The following is a 20,838-nucleotide window of genomic DNA, read 5'->3' on the forward strand; positions in this document are numbered from 1 at the left end:
CAATAGATTCATGCGCACGTTCGGCGTGGAGGAAGAACTGCTGATAGTGGATCCCGAGTCGGGGATGCTGCTCGCACTGGCCGATCTCATGCTGCCCACGCTGCTTCCGCAGCTGCCGCATGAGGAGGTCGCCAAGGTTCTCCCGCCACACAGACCGGTATACGAGGGCGGCGCCGACTTCAGCTACGAGCTCAAGCTCGAACAGATCGAGACCCAGACGCATCCGTGCCTGGACTACACCGAACTGCTCCGGCAGCTCAGGCGCGGCCGTGCGCTTGCGGACCGCGCCGCGCGGGTCCACGGCGGCCGCGTCGCAGCCCTGGCCACCTCGCCCCAGGGCGCCGCGACCCACCTGACGCCCAAGCCGCGCTACATGACCATGCAGGAACGCTTCGGGCTCACAGTCCGGAACCAGCTGACCTGCGGCCTGCACGTCCACACCTTCGTGGAATCCCCGGAGGAGGGCGTGGCCGTGATGGACCGGATCCGGGACAAGCTGGCCGTGCTGATAGCCCTCAGCGCCAATTCCCCGTACTGGAACGGCGCCGAGACAGGATTCGAAAGCTACCGCACCCAGGCGTGGAACCGCTGGCCCGGGTCCGGTCCCACGATGATTTTCGGGAGCCTGCCGGTCTACCGGCGGGTGGTGACCCGGCTGGTGGAAAGCGGCGTCCTGATGGACGAGGGGATGGTCTATTTCGACGCGCGGCTGGCCCGCCAGCATCCCACCGTGGAGGTCCGGGTCGCCGATGTCTGCTTGCGGGCCGAGGACGCGGCGCTGATCGCCGTGCTGGTGCGCGCCCTCGTGGAGTCGGCGTCGCGGGAATGGAACGACGGCGTCGATCCCGCCCCGGTGCCCACGCTGCTGTTGCGGATGGCCGCCTGGCAGGCCAGCAACTGCGGGCTCCGCGGGGAGCTGCTGGACTTCGGCACCTTCACCCCGGCCCCGGCAACGGACGTGGTCTGGGCCCTCGTGGACTTTGTGGCCCCCGTGCTCCAGGAGCAGGGCGAGCTGGACCTGGTCCGGGACGGGGTCGCCCGGATCCTGGCGGAGGGCACCGGCTCGCAACTGCAGCGCGGGCCGTTCCGGGTAGGCGGGCTGCCCGCCGTCGTCGAACGGGCCGTCGAAATGACCGCGCAGGGCGCCACTCCCGAGCCCCGGGTAGACGAGGGTTCGTCCCTGGGCCCGGCACGCCGGGGCTGACGGCGCCGGCAACCCCACACCCGTGAAGAAAGTATGGCCGAATCGGTGCCGTATTTTTCCTGGATGATTCGAACAACTCGCGGCTGTTTATCAATTTCCCCTGAGCTGATTCCCAGCTAAATGTGCCGCGCGACTCTCTACGTCGGCGCCCGGACTTCGAAACGCCCAGACCGGGTAGTCGGAACACGAAATGCGAGTACTACCTGCGCCGGCCATTAAACCATTCGCTGAGGTTTCAGGTAGGGCCTACTCGGGTGCACCGATAAGCCTCTCGCCTTTACTGGAGGAGCAAGTCCAAGGTTTCCAAGAGGTTTCCAGAAGGTCTCTCAATGTCACGTAATTCGCCGGGGGGCGGTTGCGCTGAGCCACATAAGCGCTGGTCAATGCCCCGTAGTGTCCGCACAGCCCGCCTAAGCTGCACCCTTCGCCGGCAGATGCCCCGCCAAGGGTGCGGCCGACGTCCACGGGAAACAGCCCACCTCATTTCCCAAAGCCGGATCCGATTCTGCGGTCCGGCGTGAAGATCAAAACCGCATTATCCGGCCCGGCACTGGGGTGCCGAACTTCTACATAGGAATTGAATTTACATGGTCTCGATTTATGTTTTGCTCATTGTTTTACTGATCACTTTTGTGGTCGCCGTCGGCCTAGGCAGATCATGGTTCCACCGCCGTCTGCGCAGCCCCGAACTGCTCCGCAGGATATGCCTCCTGGCCGGCTCGACGCTGTTGGCGGCAAATGCAGCCTGCCTTATCTTCGACGCGCCAGAGCTGTGGCGGACTGCCAGCCTCACGGCCACGCTTGGCGGGCTCGCGTCCCTGGGCGTTACCCTGGCGGCCCTGCGCACCGGCGGAGTCCCGGCCCGCCAGCCCCGCAGGGTGCTGGCCATCGGTGCCCACCCCGACGATCTTGAACTTGCCTGTGGCGGGACCCTGGCGAAGTTCGTCGACTCCGGACATGAGGTGCAGGGGCTCGTCATGAGCGATGGCAACCGCGGCGGCGATGCCCTGGAACGCTCGCTCGACGCGCAACGCGGTGCCGCATTCATGGGCCTGACCGGCATGACCCACCACAACTTCACCGACACTGACCTGGGCCGGCACAGCCAGGAAATGGTGGGCGTGATCGAATCGGCCATTGCCCGGTACAACCCGGACATCATCCTCACCCACTCCAACCATGACCAGCACCAGGACCATCAGGCCGTCCACATGGCCACGCTCCGCGCGGCCCGCCAGCACCACTCGATCCTCTGCTACGAAAGCCCGTCGGCAACCCGGGACTTCAGCCCAAGTGTCTTCGTCGACATCGACGACTACGTCGACGCCAAAGTCCAGGCCGTCAAGATGCACAGCGACCAGCTCGCCAAGCCGTACATGACGCCCGAACGGGTCCGCGGCATCGCCTCGTTCCGCGGAGGACAGGCGAGGCGCCGGGTCGCCGAAGCCTACGAACCGGTCCGCCTGCTCAGCACGGAAATGGAAAAGCTGTGAAGCCCCGTGTGCTGGTCACCGGCGCCGGAGGCCCCGCCGGCCGCGCCCTTGCAGCCCAGCTGAAGTCCCGCGGCATTCCCGTCCTGGGCACCGATATCCGCGAGCTGCCCGCCGGGGCAGGAGTCACCGTCGTCCCGGTGCCGCCGGCCTCGGACCCGGACATGGTCTCAACCCTGCGCAGACTGGTGGTCCAGGAGCGCATCAACCTTCTCATCCCCACAGTGAGTGAGGAACTCCCGCAGCTTGCGGCGTTCCGTGCCGCCTTCGGGGCCGAGGTGCGCGTCATCATCGGCGACCCCGGTCCGGTGGCCCTGGCCAACGACAAGCTCTTCACGGCCTGGCAGCTGCACGCTGCCGGTGTGCCTGTGCCGAGATTCGGCGTGCCCGGGGACTTTGCCAACGCCGCCGCGGCCATGGCTGCGCTCGGGGGCCCCGTGGTGGTCAAGCCGCGGGTCTCCCGCGGCGGGCGCGGCGTAATGGTCATCGACGGCAGCAAGGACGTGGACTGGAACCACCTGCCGGAAGGCCAGATTGTCCAGGAGTTCATCCCTGGTGCCGAATACGGCCCCATGGTGTTCGGCACGCCGGCGCGCAACGGGACCACGCCTTTCGTCGTCGTCGTCGAGAAAACCGAACTGGCTCAGGGCAACGTGGGCAACGCCGTGACCACCCGCCGCGTCGAAGCCGGCGAGTCCGTGGACGTCGGCAACGTGGCGATGGCCGCCGTCAGCTCGCTGGGCCTCACCGGCCCCGTCGACGTCGACGTCCGCCGGCGTGCCGACGGGACCCCCGTGGTTCTTGAAGTGAACGCACGGTTCGGCGCGAACAGCGAGCGGGCCCCGGAACTGCTCGACGCCGTCCTGGCCTCGTTTGCCCTGCCAGCCTTTAACCCGGCGTCCTTCCGGCAAAGCGCAGGAGCGTACGCCGATGTCCTGGTTTGAATCAGCCTCCACATCAGCCGTCCCCGGGGCCGAGTTCCTCTTGCTCCTTCTCGGCCTGCCAATCCTGGTGTTCGGGCTCGTGAAACTGCTCGTGCTGCCGCTGTCCGTCGGATTCGAACTCCGGGCAGCGCGGCGCCGCCGGCGCGAAACGCCCACCCTTCTCGATGAGTGGCCCAGCGTTTCGATCATTGTCCCGGCGTTCAACGAGGCGACCGTGATCGAAAACTGCGTCCGCTCGATCCAGCTCACCCGGTACGACCGGTACGAGGTGGTGCTCGTCGATGACGGCTCCACTGACAATACGGCCGAGCTGATGCACCGTCTCGCCGCTGCGGATCCGCGGATCACGGTCCTGACGCAGGCCAACGCCGGCAAGGGGGCCGCCCTGAACCTGGGCATCCGCAAGGCCACAGGCGACATCCTCATGTTTGTCGACGCCGACGGGATCTTTTCCCAGCGCACGGTCCAGCGGATGCTCCAGGGCTTCGCTGATGCGCGCACCGGGGCCGTGTGCGGCGATGACCGGCCGGTGAACCTGAACCGGGTCCAGACCCGGATGCTGGCGTTCATCAGCCATGTCGGCACCGGGATGGTCCGCCGGGCACTGACCATGATCCGCTGTCTTCCGATCGTCTCCGGCAACATCGGGGCGTTCCCCCGTCGGGTGCTGGAGGAAATCGGGCCGTTCCGCGAAGACACCGTGGGCGAGGACCTGGAACTCACCTGGCGGGTGCACAAGGCCGGCTACCGGGTGGTCTTCGCTCCCCGCGCGCTGGTCTATGCCGAGTCACCGTCAACCGTCCGTGCGCTCTGGCGCCAGCGGGTCCGCTGGGCCCGCGGGCTGCTGCAGACCATGGGCGTCCACAAGGGCATGATCGGCAACCCCCGGCACGGCCCGTTCGGCGCGTACCTGCTCTTCAACACCATCACCATGGTGGTCCTGCCGGTGCTCCAGATCCTGGTGCTCCTGGATCTGGTCTTCCTCATGGCGCTGGGCCGCAGCCCGGTCGGCGCCGACGTCTGGGCAGTCCTTGGCTGGGTGGGGCTGTTCATCACCGTGCTGCTCACGGTGTTTGCCCTGGCCATGAACAGGGCGTGGAAGGACCTGCGGCATGTCTGGGCGCTTCCGCTCATCCCGCTCTATTCCGTGTTCACGAGCCTGACCATGGTGGCCGCGCTGGTGCAGGAACTGCGCGGCACGGAGGCGCGCTGGAACAAGCTGGCGCGGACCGGAGTGGTCAGCGTTAAAGCCTCGGCGGGGCGCGCGGAGGTCAGCGTTTGAGGCGCAGGCCTGCCGGCGTCCCTGCCCTGGCGCTCCTGTCGGTGCTGGCGCTCGCTGCCACGGGATGCGGCGGGCCGCGGGAACCGACGGCATCCGCCGCGGAGCGCACAGTCGGCGTCGGCTACGAGACAGTGGTCGAGGCCGCCTCGACGCTGCCGGAACTGGCCAGGCGGCTCGACGAGGTGAACGCCAACAGCGTCACCATCAGCGTCGGGCGGCTGGACTGGACGGCTTTCCTCTGGGACGCCCACCCCGGGATTGAAGCCGTCCCCGGCCGTGACCACGTGGCCGACGCGGTCAAGGCCCTGGGGACCGGCAGCGATGGGAAGAAGCGCAGGATCACACTGACCATCGACCTGCTGATTCCGGGCTGGATCAGCACGAATCCGGGCCTGGCGGGCATCAACTTCGACGGCACCCGCTCGAAGGACTTCGCCAGCGTCACCGCCCTCACAACGGGGCCTGTGGGGGAACGGCTGGTGGATTTCGTGGCCGAGGTGACCAGGCGGTACCAGCCGGACGCCGTGGCCTTGACGGAGCTGATATTCGACAACAACACCTATGGCGGCGACGACCGGGATTCCTACCTGCTGGCCACCGGCGGGACGGACTGGCCGCGGCTCGCGAACGGGGACATCGACGTCGGACACCCCAGTCTCGGCGCCTGGCGGTCGAAGGCCGTGGCAGCCCTCGTGGCCAGGGCGGCGGCGGCCGCGCACGCCAACGGCGCCACCCTCGACATGGATGTCCGGGCGCCCTGGCACGATCCTGCCGGCGACCGGCCCGAAAGCGGCCATGACTACGGGCTGCTCGCCGCGGCCGCGGACCGGCTGGTCCTGTGGGACTATTTCGGGCTCAGCGGCGCCGCACCCTCCTACTCCGCCGAGCTGGCCAGGGCCATGGCGAAGCGGCCCGGCAAGTTCGCCATCTCGGTCGGCATGTGGGCCAAAGACGGGCGTATCCCGGCCGCGGACCTGGCGGCCGGGCTGGAGGCAGCCGTCTCCGGCGGGGCGGCCGCCGTCGCCGTCACACCGTCCAGCATGCTCGACGACGATGCCTGGCGGGCCCTCAAGATGGCCTGGACCTAAGCGCCCGCGTTGGACTAGACCTGCTTGAGCGCCTGGCCGAGGTCCCGGATCAGGTCCTCCACGTCCTCCAGGCCCACCGAAAGCCTGACCACGCCGTCGCTGAGCCCGATTGCCGCGCGGCCTTCGGGGCCCATCGCGCGGTGCGTCGTGGTGGCCGGGTGCGTGATCAGGGACTTCGCGTCGCCTAGGTTGTTGGAGATGTCGATGATCCGCAGCGCGTCCAGCAGCGCAAAGGCTGCCTCTTTCGCGGTGCGTCCCGGGGAAGGCGAAAGCTCCAGCGTGAGCACGGTGCCGCCGGCCTTCATCTGCTTCACCGCGAGCTCGTGCTGCGGGTGGGAGCGCAGCAGCGGGTACTTCACCCAACTCACCGCGGGCTGCCCCTCAAGCCATTCGGCCAGCCGCAGTGCCGAGGCCGAGGAATGGTTGACGCGCAGGGCCATGGTCTCCAGGCCCTTGGTGAGCACCCAGGCGTTGAACGCGGAGAGCGCAGGGCCGGTGTGCCGCATGAGCTGCTTGACGGGACCGTCAATGAATTCCTTGGTCCCCAGGATCGCCCCGCCGAGCACGCGTCCCTGGCCGTCGATGTGTTTGGTGCCCGAGTAGACGACCACGTCGGCGCCGAGGTCCCCGCAACGCTGCAGCAGCGGTGTGGCGAAGACGTTGTCGACCACCACCGTGGCGCCCGCCGCGTGCGCCAGCTGGCTCACGGCGGCGATGTCCACGAGTTCCTGCATGGGGTTCGACGGCGACTCGAAGAACACCGCCGTCGTCGGCTCTGACAGAGCAGCCTCCCACTGCTCCAGGTCCGGGCCGTCCACGAAGACCGTCTCGACACCCCAGCGCGGCAGGATCTCGTTGAGGATCACAAAGCACGAGCCGAACAGCGAGCGGGCGGCGACCACGCGGTCGCCGGCCGCCAACAGCGCACCGAGTGCGGTGAACACGGCGGACATGCCGGACGCCGTCGCAAAACATGCCTCCGTTCCCTCGAGCAGCCGGAGCCGCTCCTGGAAGGTGGCGACGGACGGGTTGCCGTAGCGGGAGTAGACGAAGCGCTCGTCCTCGCCGGTGAAGGCGCGCTCGGCGGCGGCGGCGGACTCGTAGACGAACCCCGAGTTGAGGAAGATCGGCTCGGTGGTTTCCTGGAATCCGGTGCGGTCAAGGCCGCCGCGGACAGCCTGCGTGTCGGCGGCCCAGCTGGCGGCGTCGGGGTTGAAAGTCACTTAAATCTTTCCAAGGTTGGTGGGCAGGCCGCGGTTCTTCCAGCCGTTGACGGTGCGTTCGCCAAAGCGGTCGGTCTCGCCTTCGAAGCCCTCAAGAACGTTGTACGCGGTGTAGCCGGCGGCCGTCGCGGCCGTCGCGGCGGCGATCGACCGGGCGCCGGAGCGGCACAGGAACACCAGTTCGACGCCGGTGTCCTCCGGTGCCTGCCGCCTTAGCTGCTCCACGAAGAGCGGGTTCGGGGCGCCTCCGGCGACGTTCCACTGGATGAAGAGCGGATCGTTCGGCTTTTCGCCTGCGGACGCAGTGTCCGGGATGCCGATGTGGGCCCATTCGCCCTCGGTCCGGACATCCACCAGAATGGCTCCGGCCTCCAGCTTGGCCCACGCCTCCTGCGGGCTGAGGTCTCCGGCGTAGCTCACGCGTGGCCCTCGAATGCTTCATCGGCGCCAAACTCGTCGGCGTCGAGCTCATCGACTGCATTGGCCACGGCGGCGTCCGCGCTCGCAATCGCGGCCGGCAGGACCACCGCCTGCGCCACGATCACGGTGCTGCCGTTGAAGCTGGCGGCCGGGCTTCCGTGCAGGACATAGCCCTCGGCCAGGGCTGCCGACACCCGCTCGCAGAAGGCGCGGTCATCGGCCCCCGTGAAGAGGCGGTAGGCGAGCTTTTCCTCGCCGGCGTTGGGGGCGCTGGGGGCTGCATTGGGGGCAGCGGTAGTACTGGGTATGGCAGGGGTGGACGTGTCGGGCACGACGGATCTCCTCTTCACGCTTGCAGCTCGAATGGTCGATATGCCGAGTATTCACCTGAGGCACCCCGCCGCGAAAGGGAGGGTTGCCGACCGGCCAGTCAGGGCTTGGCGCCGGTTCTCATTACTCCCCAAAAACGTAACACCTGCGACGCCGGCCCGCACCGCCGCCGTCGTCATGTTCCGTAACCGGACCCTGCCCACGGCGGCCGGCTCAGGCTGGTGGATCAGATGGGGCACCCGGACCACCCGGACAAGTAGTAGCGGGCTCCAGTTTCGGGTACTGCCCACTCGTGCTGGCCGGGACCATTCGCCGTCTACTAGGAGGACAGGTCTGACGCGTCGGCCGGAGCAGCTGATTCGCCCAGTCCGTGAATCAAGCCGTCCCCCAATCGAAACGTCTTTCCACTCATTAGTTGTCAGCAAATCGGTGGCTGGAACCGCCGGAGCCGCAGCCGCGGCCCTGCCGGGGACGCCGGAATGGAGCGATCGTGGGCCCGCGAATACTGGTTACCGGGATAGCAAGCGCTGCCGGCCGGACCGTCGCGGCCCAGCTCGAAGCCCGCGGCCTCCCGTATCTGGGCTCCGACGCCCGTGCCGACACCCGCCAGGACGGGGACGTTCCCGCCACCGCGGCGGTGAGGCTCCTCCCGGCGACGGACCCGGACATGATCCTGGACCTGCGCCGGCTGGTTGACCGGGAAGCCATCAACCTCATCATTCCGACGCTCACCGTGGAGCTTCCGGTCCTCGCCGCGGCCCGTGGCGGATTCGCGCAGGACGTGCGGATCATCGTGGGCGACCCTGCGGCGGTGGCCCTGGCCAATGATCAGCTGTTCACCACCTGGGCACTGCAGGCAGCCGGCATTCCGGTGCCCCGGTTCGGGGTCCCGGGCGACCTCGCCGCCGCGCCGGCATCGCTCGCCGGCCTCAGCGGCCCCGTGGTCATCAAGCCGAGGGTCTTCAAAGGCTCCCGCGGTGTCCACGTGCTGGCCGGAACCGCCACCGTGAGCTGGCGGAACATGCCGGCCGGGCAAATTGTCCAGGAGTTCATCCCGGGCGCCGACTACGTGTGCCTGGTGTTCGGCACTCCGGCGCGCAACGCGATGGCGCCGGTGGCCGTGGTTCTCGAGAAGACGAAAACCCCGTATGGACGAGCCGGCAGCGACGAGGTCAGCCGCAGGGTGCCGGCGGGCCAGGCCGGGGACGTGCGGAAGCTGGGGCTGGCCGCCGTCCGAACCCTCGGGCTGACCGGGCCCGTGCAGGTCCAGATCCGGCGCCGCGCGGACGGCACCCCCGTGGTCCTGGGCGTGTGCGCGACCCTCGGGGAGAACAGCACCTGGGCCCCGGAAATGCTCGACGCCGTGTTGGCAACCTTCATGCTCCCGGCGTTCAACCCGGCCTCTTTCCGGCGGTGCCCGGCTGTTCCCGCGGACGCACTGGGCTGAGGCGCCCGCGCCCGCCGGCCCGGAGGCAGTGTGCGCGCCCCTTCGCCGATTCTCCGGTCAGTGCGTGATGAGGTCGGAACCGTGCCGGGCCCCGGGGGTGCTCCTGCGCAGGCTGCTGCGGGCGCTCTTGAAGAGCCCGATCAGCCCGACGGTCAGGGCGGTCGCCAGGAAGAGGATGAGCCGCACGGCACCGGCCAGGAGCATGAGCAGCACCAACCCGATGGTGAAGGGCAAACACAAGATGAAAATGACGATGAAGGTTGCCAGATAGCCGAATGCGAAGCCAACGAGGGTTGCCTGATCCATTGGACTGCCGTTCGTTGCGAGAGGGCGATTCCCTGAATGCTGCCGATGACTTTCCGCAGCTGTGCGGCACGTGGTCCGGGGCCACTTCCGCAGTACATACACCTCCGGGCCAGGCCGAACCCCGCGCCGAAGCGCTTTGCGGGACCAGCTCAGCCGGGTTAATGACCGTCTACCAAGTGCCCTACGGACAGGACGGTGGCGGCTCGCGCGCCCCAATGTACGGTTCGCGTCTAAGCCGGGTCTCCTGCCGGCGTTGCTCCCGCGCGGACTGTTCCTGGCTCAAGCTCATGGATGGATCGTCCCACTTGCCCCCTGCGCCGGACAGGGTCTTCAGGCCTTGCTGCGGCGCCCGTATCTGACCCCGCGTTGCTATTCGATCGTGGAGAACAGCTCGCTGAGTTCGGCCGTGAGCTGGCGCCGCAGTTCCGGGGTGCCGATTTCCTGGCCGTCGATGTGGTTCACCGGCGCCAGGAGCCGGATGCTGGAGATCAGCCAGACGGCGTCGGCGTCCAGCAGGTCCTTGGGCTCCAGCGGGCCGTAGCCCAGCTCCCAGCCGGCGGCCTTGGCGGCGGTGAACAGGGCACCTTGTGAGGTGCCCGGCAGGATGCCGCTGTCCAGCTGCGGGGTGATGAGCCGCCGGACCGTGCGGACGCCGCCAGCGCCGTCGTCCTCGGTTTCGAGGTGGGCCAGCAGAACGGTCGACGTCGGCCCCTCCAGGACCCGGCCGTCCGCGGACGTGAAGATGACGTCGTCGGCGCCCTGCTGGTGGGCGTAGCGCAGCGCTGCCATGTTCACGGCGTAGGAGAGGGTCTTGGCGCCAAGCAGGAGCCAGGGGGCGCGCTCGCCGACTTCGCTGTCGTAGCCCCGATCCAGCAGGATGACGTCAACTCCGGTCTCGCGCTGCCGGCGGCCCGCAGCCGCGGGCGCGGAGGCCTGGACCCAGCAGGTGGGGGCCGAAGCGCCCTCCGGGCCGCGGGTGACGATCAGCTTCACCACTACTTCGTCCTTTTCACCTCCGGCAGCCACGGTGGGATCCTGCCGCCGGAACTCACCGATGGCCGTTTCCACCGCCCGCCGCCAGCGGTCCCCGGCAGGGATATCCAGCTCAAGCAGCCGGGCCGAGCTCGCCAGCCGGGTCAGGTGCGCCTGGATCTTGCGGGGCCTGCCGCCCACGGCCAGAAGCGATTCGAAAACGCCGTCGCCGCGGGTGGCGCCCAGGTCCGTGGCCATCAGTTGCGGCTTCGACGCGTCGGCAACACGGCCGCCGTCGAATGCCGGGTCGAGGAACACCAGCACGGTCGCGGGCGCGGGAACAGAGGCGGGAATGGTCATGGCTCCAGCTTAGTCGCGGTGGTCCCGGGATAGGATTTGCTCGTTGCCCGTTCCGGAACTGTTCCGCGGGCTTTGTACTTTGAGGGGTTCGCCTGTGCTGTGGCCATTTCCGCTGGCGGAAACTTTACCGTCGTGGGCGGTCGTGATCCTGACCCTGATCGACGTCGCCATCCGTGTGCTTGCCCTGGGCATCATCCCCGGAAACCGGCGGCCCACCACTGCGATGGCCTGGCTGCTGGGCATCTTCATTTGGCCCACGCTGGGCCTGATCCTGTTCCTGCTGTTCGGCAATTTCCGGCTCTCCCGCCGCCGCCGCGCCCAGCAGGACGCGGTCAACACCCGGATCCGGGCCGGAACGTCGGAACTGCAGGCTGTCGAAAGCCGTTACAGCGGACCGGAATGGGTGGCGTCGGCCGCCGAACTGAACAAGACGCTGGGATCACTGCCCATGGTGGACGGCAACAGCGTGGAGCTGCTGCCCGGCTACCCCGACTCGATCAAGGCCATGGCCGAGGCGGTCCGCGGGGCCAAGTCCTTCGTCAACGCCGAGTTCTACATCATGAGCACGGACCACGTCACCGACGACCTGCTCACCGCACTGGAGGAGGCGGCGGAGCGCGGCGTCGAGGTCCGCGTCCTCTTCGACCACCTCGGCACGCTCCGGATCAAGGGCTACCGCCAGCTGAAGGCCCGGCTCAACGCCAGCAAGATCCGCTGGCGGCCCATGTTGCCGCTGCGCCCGGTGCACGGCCAGTGGCGCCGCCCGGATCTGCGCAATCACCGCAAGATCATGGTGATCGACGGCGAGATCGCCTTCACCGGATCGCAGAACCTGATCGAGCCGTCCTACAACAATCCCAAGCACCGCAAGGTGGGCCGCGAATGGGTGGAGCTCATGGCGTGCCTGCGCGGGCCCATTGTCACCACCCTGAACGTGGTCTTCGCGACCGACTGGCTCAGCGAAACCGACGAATCCCTTGAGGAGCAGCTCGAGCACGAGCCGGAGTCCCACCCCGGAAACATCACGGCCCAGGTGGTCCCCAGCGGCCCCGGGTTCATCACCGAGAACAACCTGCGGCTCTTCAACACCCTGATCTACTCGGCGCAGCATAAGGTCTCGCTCTGCAGCCCGTACTTTGTCCCGGACGACTCGCTGCTCTATGCAGTGACGACGGCGGCGCAGCGCGGCGTCGAGGTGGAACTTTTCGTCTCGGAAAAGGGAGACCAGTTCCTTGTCCACCACGCGCAGCAGTCGTACTACCAGGCCCTGCTCGAGGCAGGCGTGCGGATCTACCTGTACAAGGCGCCCTTCGTGCTGCACGCCAAGCACTTCACCATCGACAACGAGGTGGCCGTGCTCGGCTCCAGCAACATGGACATGCGTTCCTTCTCGCTGAACCTCGAGGTCTCCGTGATGCTCCTCGGCGAGGACATTGTGCAGCGGATCCGCGCGGTGGAGGACACCTACCGCAGCATCTCGCACGAACTTTTGCTGGAGGACTGGATGAAACGTCCCATGAAGGTCAAATATGTGGACAATGTGGCCCGGCTGAGCGCAACCCTGCAGTAGCCAAAGCGTCCACGTGAGTCCGGTAATCGAGATTCCACCGGGCAACCGATTCCCGGGAAAATCCGGGGTGCAGGAATTCCGGCCATGACGGCGTCACCGGATATTTAGCTCCAGGCCATCAATGCCGCGTCAGCATGGGGTAGCTTGAGCCTTATGTTGACCGGATTCAAGAATTTCATAATGAAGGGCAACGTCGTAGACCTTGCCGTCGCCGTCGTGATTGGTGCGGCTTTCGGCACCGTCGTCACGGCCCTAGTCCAGAGTGTTCTCATGCCGTTCATTGCCGCCTTGGTCGGCTCGCCCAACTTCGACAGTTTCGCCGTCGTGACCCTGAACGGAAACGACATCAAATTCGGCGTGCTGCTCACCGCGATCGTCAACTTCGTCCTGGTGGCCGCAGCCATCTACTTCGTCATTGTTGTGCCGATGAACCACATGGTGGAACGACGCAACAGGCGCCTGGGAATCAACCCGGAGGTCAAGGAAGAGGCGGCGGAAGATCCGCAGATCGCTTTGCTCACCGAAATCCGCGACTCCCTGCAGCGCGACTCCTTGCAACAGGAGCGGCGCCACTAGCCCCCCGGAACGCGAAGCCCCATTCTGGCCGTTTAGCGCGGTAAATCTGATGGTGAATTTAGATGTTTTGTTGGTGGCTCTGCGATAGCGTATCTGGCAGGGGCGCGGGCAGGATTCGGCGTCCGTGCACGCCCATTCCTGCATATGCGGGGGCCGTCTCGGGTGTGCTGTTGTTCCGCATCGATGAAAGGAAATCAACATGGCTGTTTCCATTGAATTGGGCAAGGCACTCGATAAGGCCTACGAGAACGCAACCCTCGATGAAGTTCTCGACGCACCGCCCTCAGCGCTTGCCGGACTCACCGAAAAGCACGACGAAATGCTCGCGAGCATGGGAATCAAGACCGTTCGCGACCTGGGCAGCAACAAACATTTCGCAACCGCCGGTGTGCTGGTGGCCTTGGCCGGCAAGGTCGGATAGTCCGTCCGCGGTAGGCGGCATGGGCGCCGCAAAAAGGTCCCACCGGCCTGAACCGGTGGGACCTTTTCCTTGCCCGCGTTCCTTGTCCGCGCCGATCCGGATGGGGCTCTGCACAGCAAACGCGGCTCTCAGCCTTGGGGGAACTCAGCGCCCAGCGCCGAGAGCACGCCGAAGGCCTTGGTCCGGACTTCCTCATACTCCTCCTGCGGGGAGGAGTCGGCGGTGACGGCGCCGCCGACGCCGAGACTCAGCTCCGCCGTGCCGTCGCCGCTGGCGGTGATCACCAGGGTCCGGATCGCCACGGAAAGGTCCGCGGCGCCGCTGAGGGAGAAGTAGCCGATCGCGCCGGAGTACACGCCCCGCGGCGCGGCCTCCAGCCGGTCCAGGATGGCCATGGTGCTGACCTTCGGGGCGCCGGTCATGGAACCGGCGGGGAAGCAGGCGGCGACAGCCTCGGCCCGCGGCATTCCGGGCCGCAACTGGGCATCGATGGTGCTCACCATCTGGTGCACCGTGGCGTAGCTCTCGATCGCACACAGCCGGCTGACGGACACCGAACCCGGGACGGCGAAATGGCTGAGGTCGTTGCGCAGCAGGTCCACGATCATGATGTTTTCCGCGCGGTCCTTGGCCGAAGACGCCAGTTCCCGGCGCAGGGCGGCGTCCGTGCCTGGGTCGGCATCCCGACGGCGCGTGCCCTTGATCGGTTCGGCCCGCATCCTGCCGTCCGCGGCGATCTGCAGGAAACGCTCCGGCGAGGTGCTCGCCACGGCGAGCCCGCCGAACCGCAGGTAGCTGGCGAAAGGGGCCGGGTTGCGGCGCCGGAGGTCCAGGTAGGTCTGCCACGGCTCCGTGCCCTGTGAGCCTTCGGGCGAGGCCGCGGTGAGCGCCGTGGTCAGGCAGACCTCATATGTGTTGCCTTCGGCAATCTCGCGCTGGGCCTCGGCGACTTTGGCCTTGTAGCCGGTTTCCGTGTCCCGGGCGGTGAAGAGAGGGGCGGCCGGCGGTGCGGCGTGGCGGCCGGTGACGTCCGGCGCGAATGAGTCCGGTGCGGGGGAGGCCTGCGCCCGTGACGCCGGGGCGGTCGCGGCGACGGCCGCACGGGCCGCCTCGAGCCAGCCGTCGGCGTCGGGGGAGTCCAGGGTCAGCAGCCAGGCCGTGCCCTCGGCATGGTCAAGGACCACGGCGCGGCCGGCGAAGATCAGGCACGCGTCCGGCGTGCTGGCGGCCACGTCAGTGCCGCCGGTTTCGCGCTTGAGCTCATAGCCCAGGTACCCGAGCCAGCCCAGGGCGAATTCGCACGGGTACGCCTCCGGCGCACGGAGCGCACGGCGCCCCCACGCGCCGTCCAGCCAGCGGAAGAACGGGCCGTCGGCGGTCACGGTGGCCTGTCCCGTACTGATGAGGGTCTGTCCGGAACTGTGCCGGACGGCCTGGCCGAAGCGGCCGCCGTCGTCGGCCAGGATGCTGAAGCGGCTGCGCTCCGCGGCCTCCGGGGCGAGGCCTGCCGGGTCCAGCGAGGAGTCGAGCCACACGGCGTTGGGCGATCCGCCGAAGAGCGCCGTAAACAGCTGCGCGGCCTCCGGTTCGGCGTCGATCCGTTCTGCGCGCAACTGCAGGCCGCGCCGGGCGGCGAGCTCGGGCAGCAGGGCGGGGGCGACGGCGGGAAGGTACTGCAGGGCCTGCAGGACGTCGTCCGGGGCGGTGCCGTCAGCAAGGTTGAGCACGTGCACATCCGCGCGGGCCGGGACGTCGTCGCCGGCCAGCCACTCGGCTTCCTGGGCGGCCCATTGGTCCCAGTACGGTTCATAGGTGTCGCCGTCCCGGGCCAGCGCCCGGGCCCGGCGTTCGGAGTCGGAGGAGTCCGCCCAGATCACGGCGTCCAGCATCGGGTGCGCCGCCGCAGCGGCAGCGCCGACGCCCTCCACCAGGACAATTTCTGCCGGTCGCGTGGTGCGGGCCTCGCCGTCGTAGTGCCGCTCCCAGTCCCAGCTGACCCATTCCGCGCTCTCCCCGCGCCGCAGGGGCGAAAGCACGGTGGTGACGTACCGTTCGATCCCGGCCGCAAGCCCGTTCCAGCCGGGATAGATGTCCTCCAGGTGGAAGAGCGAGACCTTGTGGTGTTCCCTGAGCCGCGCCGCCAGTTCGATGGCCAGGGTGGTCTTGCCGGAGCCGGACCGCCCGTCGATTGCGATGATGACGGGTGCTGGGCTCATGAAATAGAGCGTACCCGCTGCCCTTCACTGCCGTGATGTTGCCCGTCCCGCCGTTCAAGTTGGGTGCGGACGTGCTGCACAATCCCCGGAACGGAGGCCCGGATGAGGTCCCAGGTGGCGTCGAAGTCGGCGTGGCCGCCGTACCAGGGGTCCTCTATGCCCTGCTCCAGCGGGTCCTTTTCCGCCACGGCGGGGTCGAAGCTGCGGAGCATGCGGATTTTGGCCAGGGCGTCCCGGTCCGGTGCCGCCTGACGGAGCCAGCCGTAGTGGTCGACGTCGAGGGCCAGGATCAGGTCCCGGCTGGCGAACCATTCGTGGCGCCATTCGCGTGCCATGTGGCGGTCCGAAGCGATGTTCTGAGCTGTGAGTTTGCGTGCGGCCCGGGGGTCGATGGGCCGGCCGGCCTCATACGCGGTGGTGCCGGCGGAATCGATGACGACCTCGGCAAGGTGCTCGGCCCGGAATGCCTCCGCCAGCATGAGTTCGGCCATCGGAGACCGGCAGATGTTTCCGGTGCAGACCGCGATGATCCGGTACTGGCTCGACATTGAGGTCATAGCTAAGCATGAACGATCCCGGACGTCTTGGCTAGCGGACGCCCGCGAAGTGTTACAAAACGTGTCAACCGATATTTACTCATTGTCATAGCCGGATTCGTCCCGTGCGGCCGGGCCGGGACCAAGGTGCCGGACCAGCGCGTCGAGGACCGGCAGTTGGCCCTTGACCAGCCTGGACCGGGCATCTTGCTCCGTGGTCCATTCGGCACGGTCGATCTCCGGGAAGCTGCTGACGGTGCCGGATCCCCTCGGCCACTCCATCGTGAAGGTGTTGCTCACTACCTGGTCGGGCTGGAAGTCCGATTCCGCGGTGAAGACCGTGATGACCTTGCCGGAGGGCTGCCTGAAGTCGCCAAGCCGGTGGTAGTCGCCCTCAGGTGCCGGCGTGCCGATTTCCTCCGCAAACTCGCGGTGCGCGGCAACCAGCGGGTCTTCGTCGGACAGGTATTCACCCTTGGGGATGGACCAGGACTGATTTTCCTTGCGGGCCCAGAAGGGTCCGCCCATGTGGGCTATCCAGACTTCCAGTTGGGGTGCGCTGCCGGATTGGGGCGGCGCGCCGCTGGGCGGGGATGCATTCCTTAGCCGGTACAGCAGGATGCCGGCGCTCCGAACGGTCATGGCTCCTCCTGACCTTAGGGTATTCCTCCGGCCCGGAACCGGCCCCGTGGTCAGGCCGCCTGCCGCCACAGTGCTTTGCGGAGCAGTCCCTTGAGCGCCGCGATCTCGGCGCCGCTGAGACCTGCCAGGGCCGCGGATTCCGCCTCTCGCGCCGCGGCCTCGGCCTGCCGGAAGATGGCTTCCCCTTCCGCGGTGGCTGAGACGATCTTGGCGCGCCGGTCCTGCTTCCCGGGCGCCCGGATCACCAGCCCGCGCTTTTCGAGCTCGTCAATCAAGGCGACGATCTGGCTGGGATCCAGGCTAAGGAATTCGGCCATCTCCCGCTGGGTGGGTTCCAGCTCGCTGTTGGCCAGGGCCAGCACCGAATAGGAGCGCTCCTTAAGGCCGAATCCGGCCAAGGCGCGGTTGTTCAGGACCGAGCCGGCGGCATGGAGTTTAGCGAGCAGGAAGCCCGCGTCCTGGCTGATGGTCGCCGCCTTTAGCTTTTCTGCTGGTTCGGTGTCCAGCTGTTCGTCTGCTTCGGTCGCCATGCCCAACTCCAATAGTCCAAAAAATAAATCATTGACTTTTTCAACTATCCATATTTTCATGGATGCAGAACAGCATCCCATGCCGCAGGGTCGGATGCACGGCAGCTAGCAAAGGAGCGGCAATGAGCCTGTCAGGAAAAGTAGCGATCGTCACCGGAAGCGGCCGGGGCCTCGGCCTGGCCTACGCCCGGGAACTGGCCCGCCAGGGCGCCGCCGTGGTCGTCAACGACGTGGACGCCGGCGTCGCCGCCGAAGCGGTCCGGACCATCGAGTCCGACGGCGGCCGGGCCGCCGCCGTCGTTGCCCCGGTGGGCAGCTCCGAGGTCGCCCGGCAGCTGGTGCAGGCAGCCGTAGCGGAGTTCGGCCGGCTGGACATCCTGGTCACCAACGCCGGCATCCTGCGGGACAAGAGCCTGCTGAAGATGACGGATGAGGACTTCGACCTGGTCATCAACGTCCACCTGAAGGGCACCTTCACCTGTGTCCGCGAAGCGTTTGCCTACTTCAAGGAGAACGGCATCGCCGGGCGCATCATCACCATCGGCTCCCCGACCGGCCAGCGCGGCAACTTCGGCCAGACCAACTACGCCGCCGCCAAGGCCGGAATCGTGGGCATGGTCCGCACATGGGCACTGGAAATGAAGAAGGCCGGCGTCACCGCCAACGCCGTCATCCCGGTGGCCGCCACCGCCATGACCAAGACCGTCCCCTACTTCCAGAAGGCCGTTGAAGCGGACGAGCGCGGCCAGGCCATGCCGGCCTTCTTCCGCCACGAGCTGGGCTTCGGCACCGCCGACGACGTCGCCGGGCTGGTCGCCTTCCTCGCCTCCGACGCGGCCGCCGGGATCACCGGCCAGGCGATCGGCGCCGGCGGCGACCGGCTGCAGCTCTGGACCCACCCCGAGGCGGCCGCCACCGAATACCGCGAGGGCGGCTGGGGCTACCAGGACCTGACGGAGAACTTCGGCCGGTTGTTCGGGGACAAGCTGCAGAGCGTCGGCGAGGACTTCCTGCCCCTCCCGGAAGAACTGAAGCCCGAACCGGCGGAGGTCCGCTGACATGGTCTCCCAGCGCTACGAACTCGGCATCGACGCCGCCGCCTTGGATGCGATCGACATGCACGTCCACCTCGAAGTGGACGGCCACGGCCACGAATCCCTGCCGCCGGCACTCACGGAAGCATCAGCGAAGTACTTCAAGGCCGAGGACCGGAGCCCGTCGCTGGACCGGATCGCCGAGGTCTACCGCGAACTGAACATGGCCGCCGTCGTCTTCACCGTCGACGCCCGGACCCAGCTCAGGCACGAGCCCAACAGCATCCCCGAACTCATTGCCGGGGCGGCCCGGAACAACGACGTTCTGATCCCCTTCGGCAGCGTGGACCCGCGCACCGGCACCGAGGCGATCCAGGGCGCCAAGCACCAGGCCATTGACCTCGGCGCGCGCGGGTTCAAGTTCCACCCGAGCCTGCAGGGCTTCGACCCCTCCAACGAGCAGTTCTATCCGCTCTGGGAAACCCTCCAGGAGCTGGGCCTGCCGGCCATCTTCCACACGGGCCAGAACGGCATGGGCGCCGGTCTCCCCGGCGGATACGGCATCAAGCTGGCCTACTCCAACCCGCTCCTGCTCGACGCCGTGGCTGCCGACTTCCCGGAACTGCAGATCATCATGGCCCATCCCTCGGTGCCGTGGCAGGACGAGGCCAACTCGATCGCCACGCACAAATCCAACGTGTTCATCGACCTCTCCGGCTGGTCCCCGAAGTACTTCCCGGAGTCCCTGGTCCGCATGGCCAACTCAGTCCTGCAGGACAAGGTTCTGTTCGGCACCGACTTCCCCCTGATCACGCCGCAGAAATGGCTGGGCGCCTTCGCGGACCTGCCGCTCAAGGACGAGGTCCGGCCCAAGATCCTCAAGGACAACGCCGTCCGCCTGCTCGGGCTGGGTGGTTGAAGTGAGCGTCAGCGCAGCCCCGGCCGCGGGAGCGTCACCCGCCCCCGCCTCTGACACAGCGGACACCGCCGCGACGGAGCGCCTCTACAGCGTGTGCGACTACTACGATGCCGAGTCGCTCCTCACGGAGGGGGAGCGGAGGGTGCTGGGCCGGCTGCGGGATTTCCTGGACACACAGGCCCGCCCGCTTCTGGCCGACTACTGGGAACGCGGCGAGTTCCCGGACCAGCTGGCCCAGCCGCTGATCGACCTGGACCTCATGGAACCGGCGGAACTGACCGGCGCCGCCGGTGCCGAGCGAGTTCCCGCCCGGGGAATCTACCAAGGTTTCAGGATCTTCGAACTCGCCCGCACTGATGCCTCGCTGGCCACCTTCTACACGGCCCAGGCCGGGCTGTTCCGGACCGCCATCCGGGTCGGTGCCTCCGCGGAACAGCAGGCAGAGTGGATGCCCAAGGTCATCGACTTCTCGCTCAAGGGTGTCTTCTCGCTGACCGAACCGGAGTCCGGCTCGGACATCGCCGGCGGCCTGGCGACCACAGCCCGCAAGGAAAGGGGGAGTGAGTCGGGTCCAGACGGCGACACCTGGATCCTCGACGGCGCCAAGCGCTGGATCGGCGGCGCCGCCACGGCCGACGTCCTGGCCGTCTTCGCCCGCGACGTGGCCGACGGGCAGGTCAAGGCCTTCCTTGTGGACCGCGAGGCCGCGGGCGTGACCCTGGAGAAGATCCGCGGCAAGACATCGCTGCGGATGATGCAGAACGCCAACATCACCCTCGACGGCGTCCGGGTTCCCGAGGCCAGGCGGCTACACAACGTGAACTCCTTCCGGGATGTGGCCGCGATGCTCCGGGCAATGCGCTCGGACGTCGCGTGGATCGCGACGGGCATCCAGGCCGGGGCCTTCGAAGCCGCGCTCCGGTATGTCACCCAGCGGCAGCAGTTCGGACGTCCGCTGGGCTCCTTCCAGCTGGTCCAGGAAAAGCTCGCCCGGATGCTCGGAAACCTGACCTCGTCGCTGTCCCTCGTGGTCCGGCTGACCGAACAGCAGGCCAAGGGCATCTACCGGGACCAGGACTCCGCCCTGGCCAAGATGCAGACGTCCCTGCTGATGCGGGAAACCGTGGCGCTGGCCCGCGAAGTGGTGGGCGGCAACGGCATAACGCTGGACACGGACGTGGCGCGTTTCCACGCCGACGCCGAGGCCGTCTATTCCTACGAGGGAACCCACGAGATCAATGCCCTGATCGTCGGCCGCGCCCTGACCGGCGAAAGCGCCTTCACCCGCTGACCCGGCCGCCGGCGCGTCCCGCCGTCGTCCTCCAACC

Annotated in this window: 21 protein-coding genes and 1 riboswitch; of the genes, 12 read left to right on the forward strand and 9 right to left on the reverse strand. The window is 67.6% G+C overall.

The window, feature by feature from the left end:
• The first annotated feature begins 10 nt into the window (after positions 1 to 10).
• From AC1DDO_RS19180 to AC1DDO_RS19200, 5 genes are all read left to right on the forward strand, one after another.
• Positions 11 to 1,204: a glutamate--cysteine ligase 2 gene (locus AC1DDO_RS19180; RefSeq protein ID WP_476867946.1), complete on the forward strand. Its 1,194-nt coding sequence runs from the start codon at positions 11 to 13 to the stop codon at positions 1,202 to 1,204.
• Between the two features lie 587 nt (positions 1,205 to 1,791).
• Entirely contained in the window at positions 1,792 to 2,697 is a 906-nt protein-coding gene (locus tag AC1DDO_RS19185; protein ID WP_476867947.1) for a PIG-L deacetylase family protein, read from the forward strand.
• Positions 2,694 to 3,638 (forward strand): ATP-grasp domain-containing protein, encoded by a 945-nt coding sequence (locus AC1DDO_RS19190; protein ID WP_476867948.1) that lies wholly within the window; start codon positions 2,694 to 2,696, stop codon positions 3,636 to 3,638. The genes AC1DDO_RS19185 and AC1DDO_RS19190 overlap by 4 nt, the downstream gene beginning before the upstream one ends.
• The gene (locus AC1DDO_RS19195) at positions 3,625 to 4,920 is read left to right on the forward strand and encodes a glycosyltransferase family 2 protein (protein ID WP_476972513.1); all 1,296 of its coding nucleotides are present in this window, start codon (positions 3,625 to 3,627) and stop codon (positions 4,918 to 4,920) included. The genes AC1DDO_RS19190 and AC1DDO_RS19195 overlap by 14 nt, the downstream gene beginning before the upstream one ends.
• Positions 4,917 to 6,008: a hypothetical protein gene (locus tag AC1DDO_RS19200; RefSeq protein WP_476972514.1), complete on the forward strand. Its 1,092-nt coding sequence runs from the start codon at positions 4,917 to 4,919 to the stop codon at positions 6,006 to 6,008. Before AC1DDO_RS19195 ends, AC1DDO_RS19200 begins: the two co-directional genes overlap by 4 nt.
• Before the next feature lie 14 nt (positions 6,009 to 6,022).
• Here AC1DDO_RS19200 and AC1DDO_RS19205 read toward each other — a convergent pair whose 3' ends face one another.
• The 3 genes from AC1DDO_RS19205 to AC1DDO_RS19215 are packed head-to-tail and all read right to left on the reverse strand — an operon-like array spanning position 6,023 to position 7,959.
• The gene (locus tag AC1DDO_RS19205) at positions 6,023 to 7,231 is read right to left on the reverse strand and encodes an O-succinylhomoserine sulfhydrylase (RefSeq protein WP_476972515.1); all 1,209 of its coding nucleotides are present in this window, start codon (positions 7,229 to 7,231) and stop codon (positions 6,023 to 6,025) included.
• Positions 7,232 to 7,651, reverse strand: a complete 420-nt coding sequence (locus AC1DDO_RS19210) for a rhodanese-like domain-containing protein (protein ID WP_476972516.1) — start codon at positions 7,649 to 7,651, stop codon at positions 7,232 to 7,234.
• A complete protein-coding gene (locus tag AC1DDO_RS19215) occupies positions 7,648 to 7,959 on the reverse strand; it encodes a DUF1737 domain-containing protein (RefSeq protein ID WP_476972535.1) in 312 nt (103 codons plus the stop codon). Before AC1DDO_RS19215 ends, AC1DDO_RS19210 begins: the two co-directional genes overlap by 4 nt.
• Before the next feature lie 35 nt (positions 7,960 to 7,994).
• Positions 7,995 to 8,109: riboswitch (SAM riboswitch) on the reverse strand.
• A 362-nt stretch (positions 8,110 to 8,471) separates the two neighbouring features.
• On the opposite strand from AC1DDO_RS19215, the gene AC1DDO_RS19220 reads away from it, so the two are divergent.
• Positions 8,472 to 9,428, forward strand: a complete 957-nt coding sequence (locus AC1DDO_RS19220) for an ATP-grasp domain-containing protein (RefSeq protein ID WP_476867953.1) — start codon at positions 8,472 to 8,474, stop codon at positions 9,426 to 9,428.
• 57 nt (positions 9,429 to 9,485) lie between these two features.
• On the opposite strand, the gene AC1DDO_RS19225 is transcribed toward AC1DDO_RS19220, so the two are convergent.
• Together AC1DDO_RS19225 and AC1DDO_RS19230 are read right to left on the reverse strand one after the other, a co-directional pair.
• The gene (locus tag AC1DDO_RS19225; RefSeq protein WP_476972517.1) at positions 9,486 to 9,734 is read right to left on the reverse strand and encodes a hypothetical protein; all 249 of its coding nucleotides are present in this window, start codon (positions 9,732 to 9,734) and stop codon (positions 9,486 to 9,488) included.
• 369 nt (positions 9,735 to 10,103) lie between these two features.
• Positions 10,104 to 11,066 (reverse strand): aminodeoxychorismate lyase, encoded by a 963-nt coding sequence (locus AC1DDO_RS19230; RefSeq protein ID WP_476972518.1) that lies wholly within the window; start codon positions 11,064 to 11,066, stop codon positions 10,104 to 10,106.
• A gap of 94 nt (positions 11,067 to 11,160) precedes the next feature.
• Between AC1DDO_RS19230 and cls the strand changes: the two genes are divergently transcribed.
• The 3 genes from cls (at position 11,161) to AC1DDO_RS19245 (ending at position 13,633) form a co-directional block, all read left to right on the forward strand.
• Positions 11,161 to 12,636 carry a cardiolipin synthase gene (gene cls / locus AC1DDO_RS19235; protein WP_476972519.1) on the forward strand — a complete coding sequence of 492 codons (1,476 nt, stop codon included), beginning with the start codon at positions 11,161 to 11,163 and terminating at the stop codon, positions 12,634 to 12,636.
• A 153-nt stretch (positions 12,637 to 12,789) separates the two neighbouring features.
• Positions 12,790 to 13,212: a large conductance mechanosensitive channel protein MscL gene (mscL, locus tag AC1DDO_RS19240; RefSeq protein WP_441409533.1), complete on the forward strand. Its 423-nt coding sequence runs from the start codon at positions 12,790 to 12,792 to the stop codon at positions 13,210 to 13,212.
• A 199-nt stretch (positions 13,213 to 13,411) separates the two neighbouring features.
• A complete protein-coding gene (locus AC1DDO_RS19245) occupies positions 13,412 to 13,633 on the forward strand; it encodes a hypothetical protein (RefSeq protein WP_441409534.1) in 222 nt (73 codons plus the stop codon).
• Positions 13,634 to 13,761: 128 nt separating this feature from the next.
• Here the strand turns inward: AC1DDO_RS19245 and pabB are convergent, their stop codons facing one another.
• From pabB to AC1DDO_RS19265, 4 genes are all read right to left on the reverse strand, one after another.
• A complete protein-coding gene (gene pabB / locus AC1DDO_RS19250) occupies positions 13,762 to 15,849 on the reverse strand; it encodes an aminodeoxychorismate synthase component I (RefSeq protein WP_476972520.1) in 2,088 nt (695 codons plus the stop codon).
• Positions 15,846 to 16,406 (reverse strand): low molecular weight protein-tyrosine-phosphatase, encoded by a 561-nt coding sequence (locus AC1DDO_RS19255; protein ID WP_476972521.1) that lies wholly within the window; start codon positions 16,404 to 16,406, stop codon positions 15,846 to 15,848. Before AC1DDO_RS19255 ends, pabB begins: the two co-directional genes overlap by 4 nt.
• 75 nt (positions 16,407 to 16,481) lie before the next feature.
• Positions 16,482 to 17,027 carry an NUDIX hydrolase gene (locus AC1DDO_RS19260; RefSeq protein ID WP_476972522.1) on the reverse strand — a complete coding sequence of 182 codons (546 nt, stop codon included), beginning with the start codon at positions 17,025 to 17,027 and terminating at the stop codon, positions 16,482 to 16,484.
• Between the two features lie 50 nt (positions 17,028 to 17,077).
• Positions 17,078 to 17,557 (reverse strand): MarR family winged helix-turn-helix transcriptional regulator, encoded by a 480-nt coding sequence (locus tag AC1DDO_RS19265; RefSeq protein ID WP_476972523.1) that lies wholly within the window; start codon positions 17,555 to 17,557, stop codon positions 17,078 to 17,080.
• A gap of 122 nt (positions 17,558 to 17,679) precedes the next feature.
• Here AC1DDO_RS19265 and AC1DDO_RS19270 point away from each other — a divergent pair, with 122 nt between their 5' ends.
• The 3 genes from AC1DDO_RS19270 to AC1DDO_RS19280 all read left to right on the forward strand — a co-directional run bounded on the left by AC1DDO_RS19270 (position 17,680) and on the right by AC1DDO_RS19280 (position 20,801).
• On the forward strand, positions 17,680 to 18,615 hold the full coding sequence (locus AC1DDO_RS19270) for an SDR family NAD(P)-dependent oxidoreductase (protein ID WP_476972524.1): 936 nt from the start codon (positions 17,680 to 17,682) through the stop codon (positions 18,613 to 18,615).
• A gap of 1 nt (position 18,616) precedes the next feature.
• Complete coding sequence (locus tag AC1DDO_RS19275; protein ID WP_476972525.1) at positions 18,617 to 19,510, forward strand: amidohydrolase family protein; 894 nt, start codon at positions 18,617 to 18,619, stop codon at positions 19,508 to 19,510.
• Positions 19,511 to 19,601: 91 nt separating this feature from the next.
• Positions 19,602 to 20,801, forward strand: a complete 1,200-nt coding sequence (locus AC1DDO_RS19280; protein ID WP_476972536.1) for an acyl-CoA dehydrogenase family protein — start codon at positions 19,602 to 19,604, stop codon at positions 20,799 to 20,801.
• The last annotated feature ends 37 nt before the right edge of the window (positions 20,802 to 20,838 follow it).

This window comes from Arthrobacter sp. 10N43, from assembly GCF_056394525.1.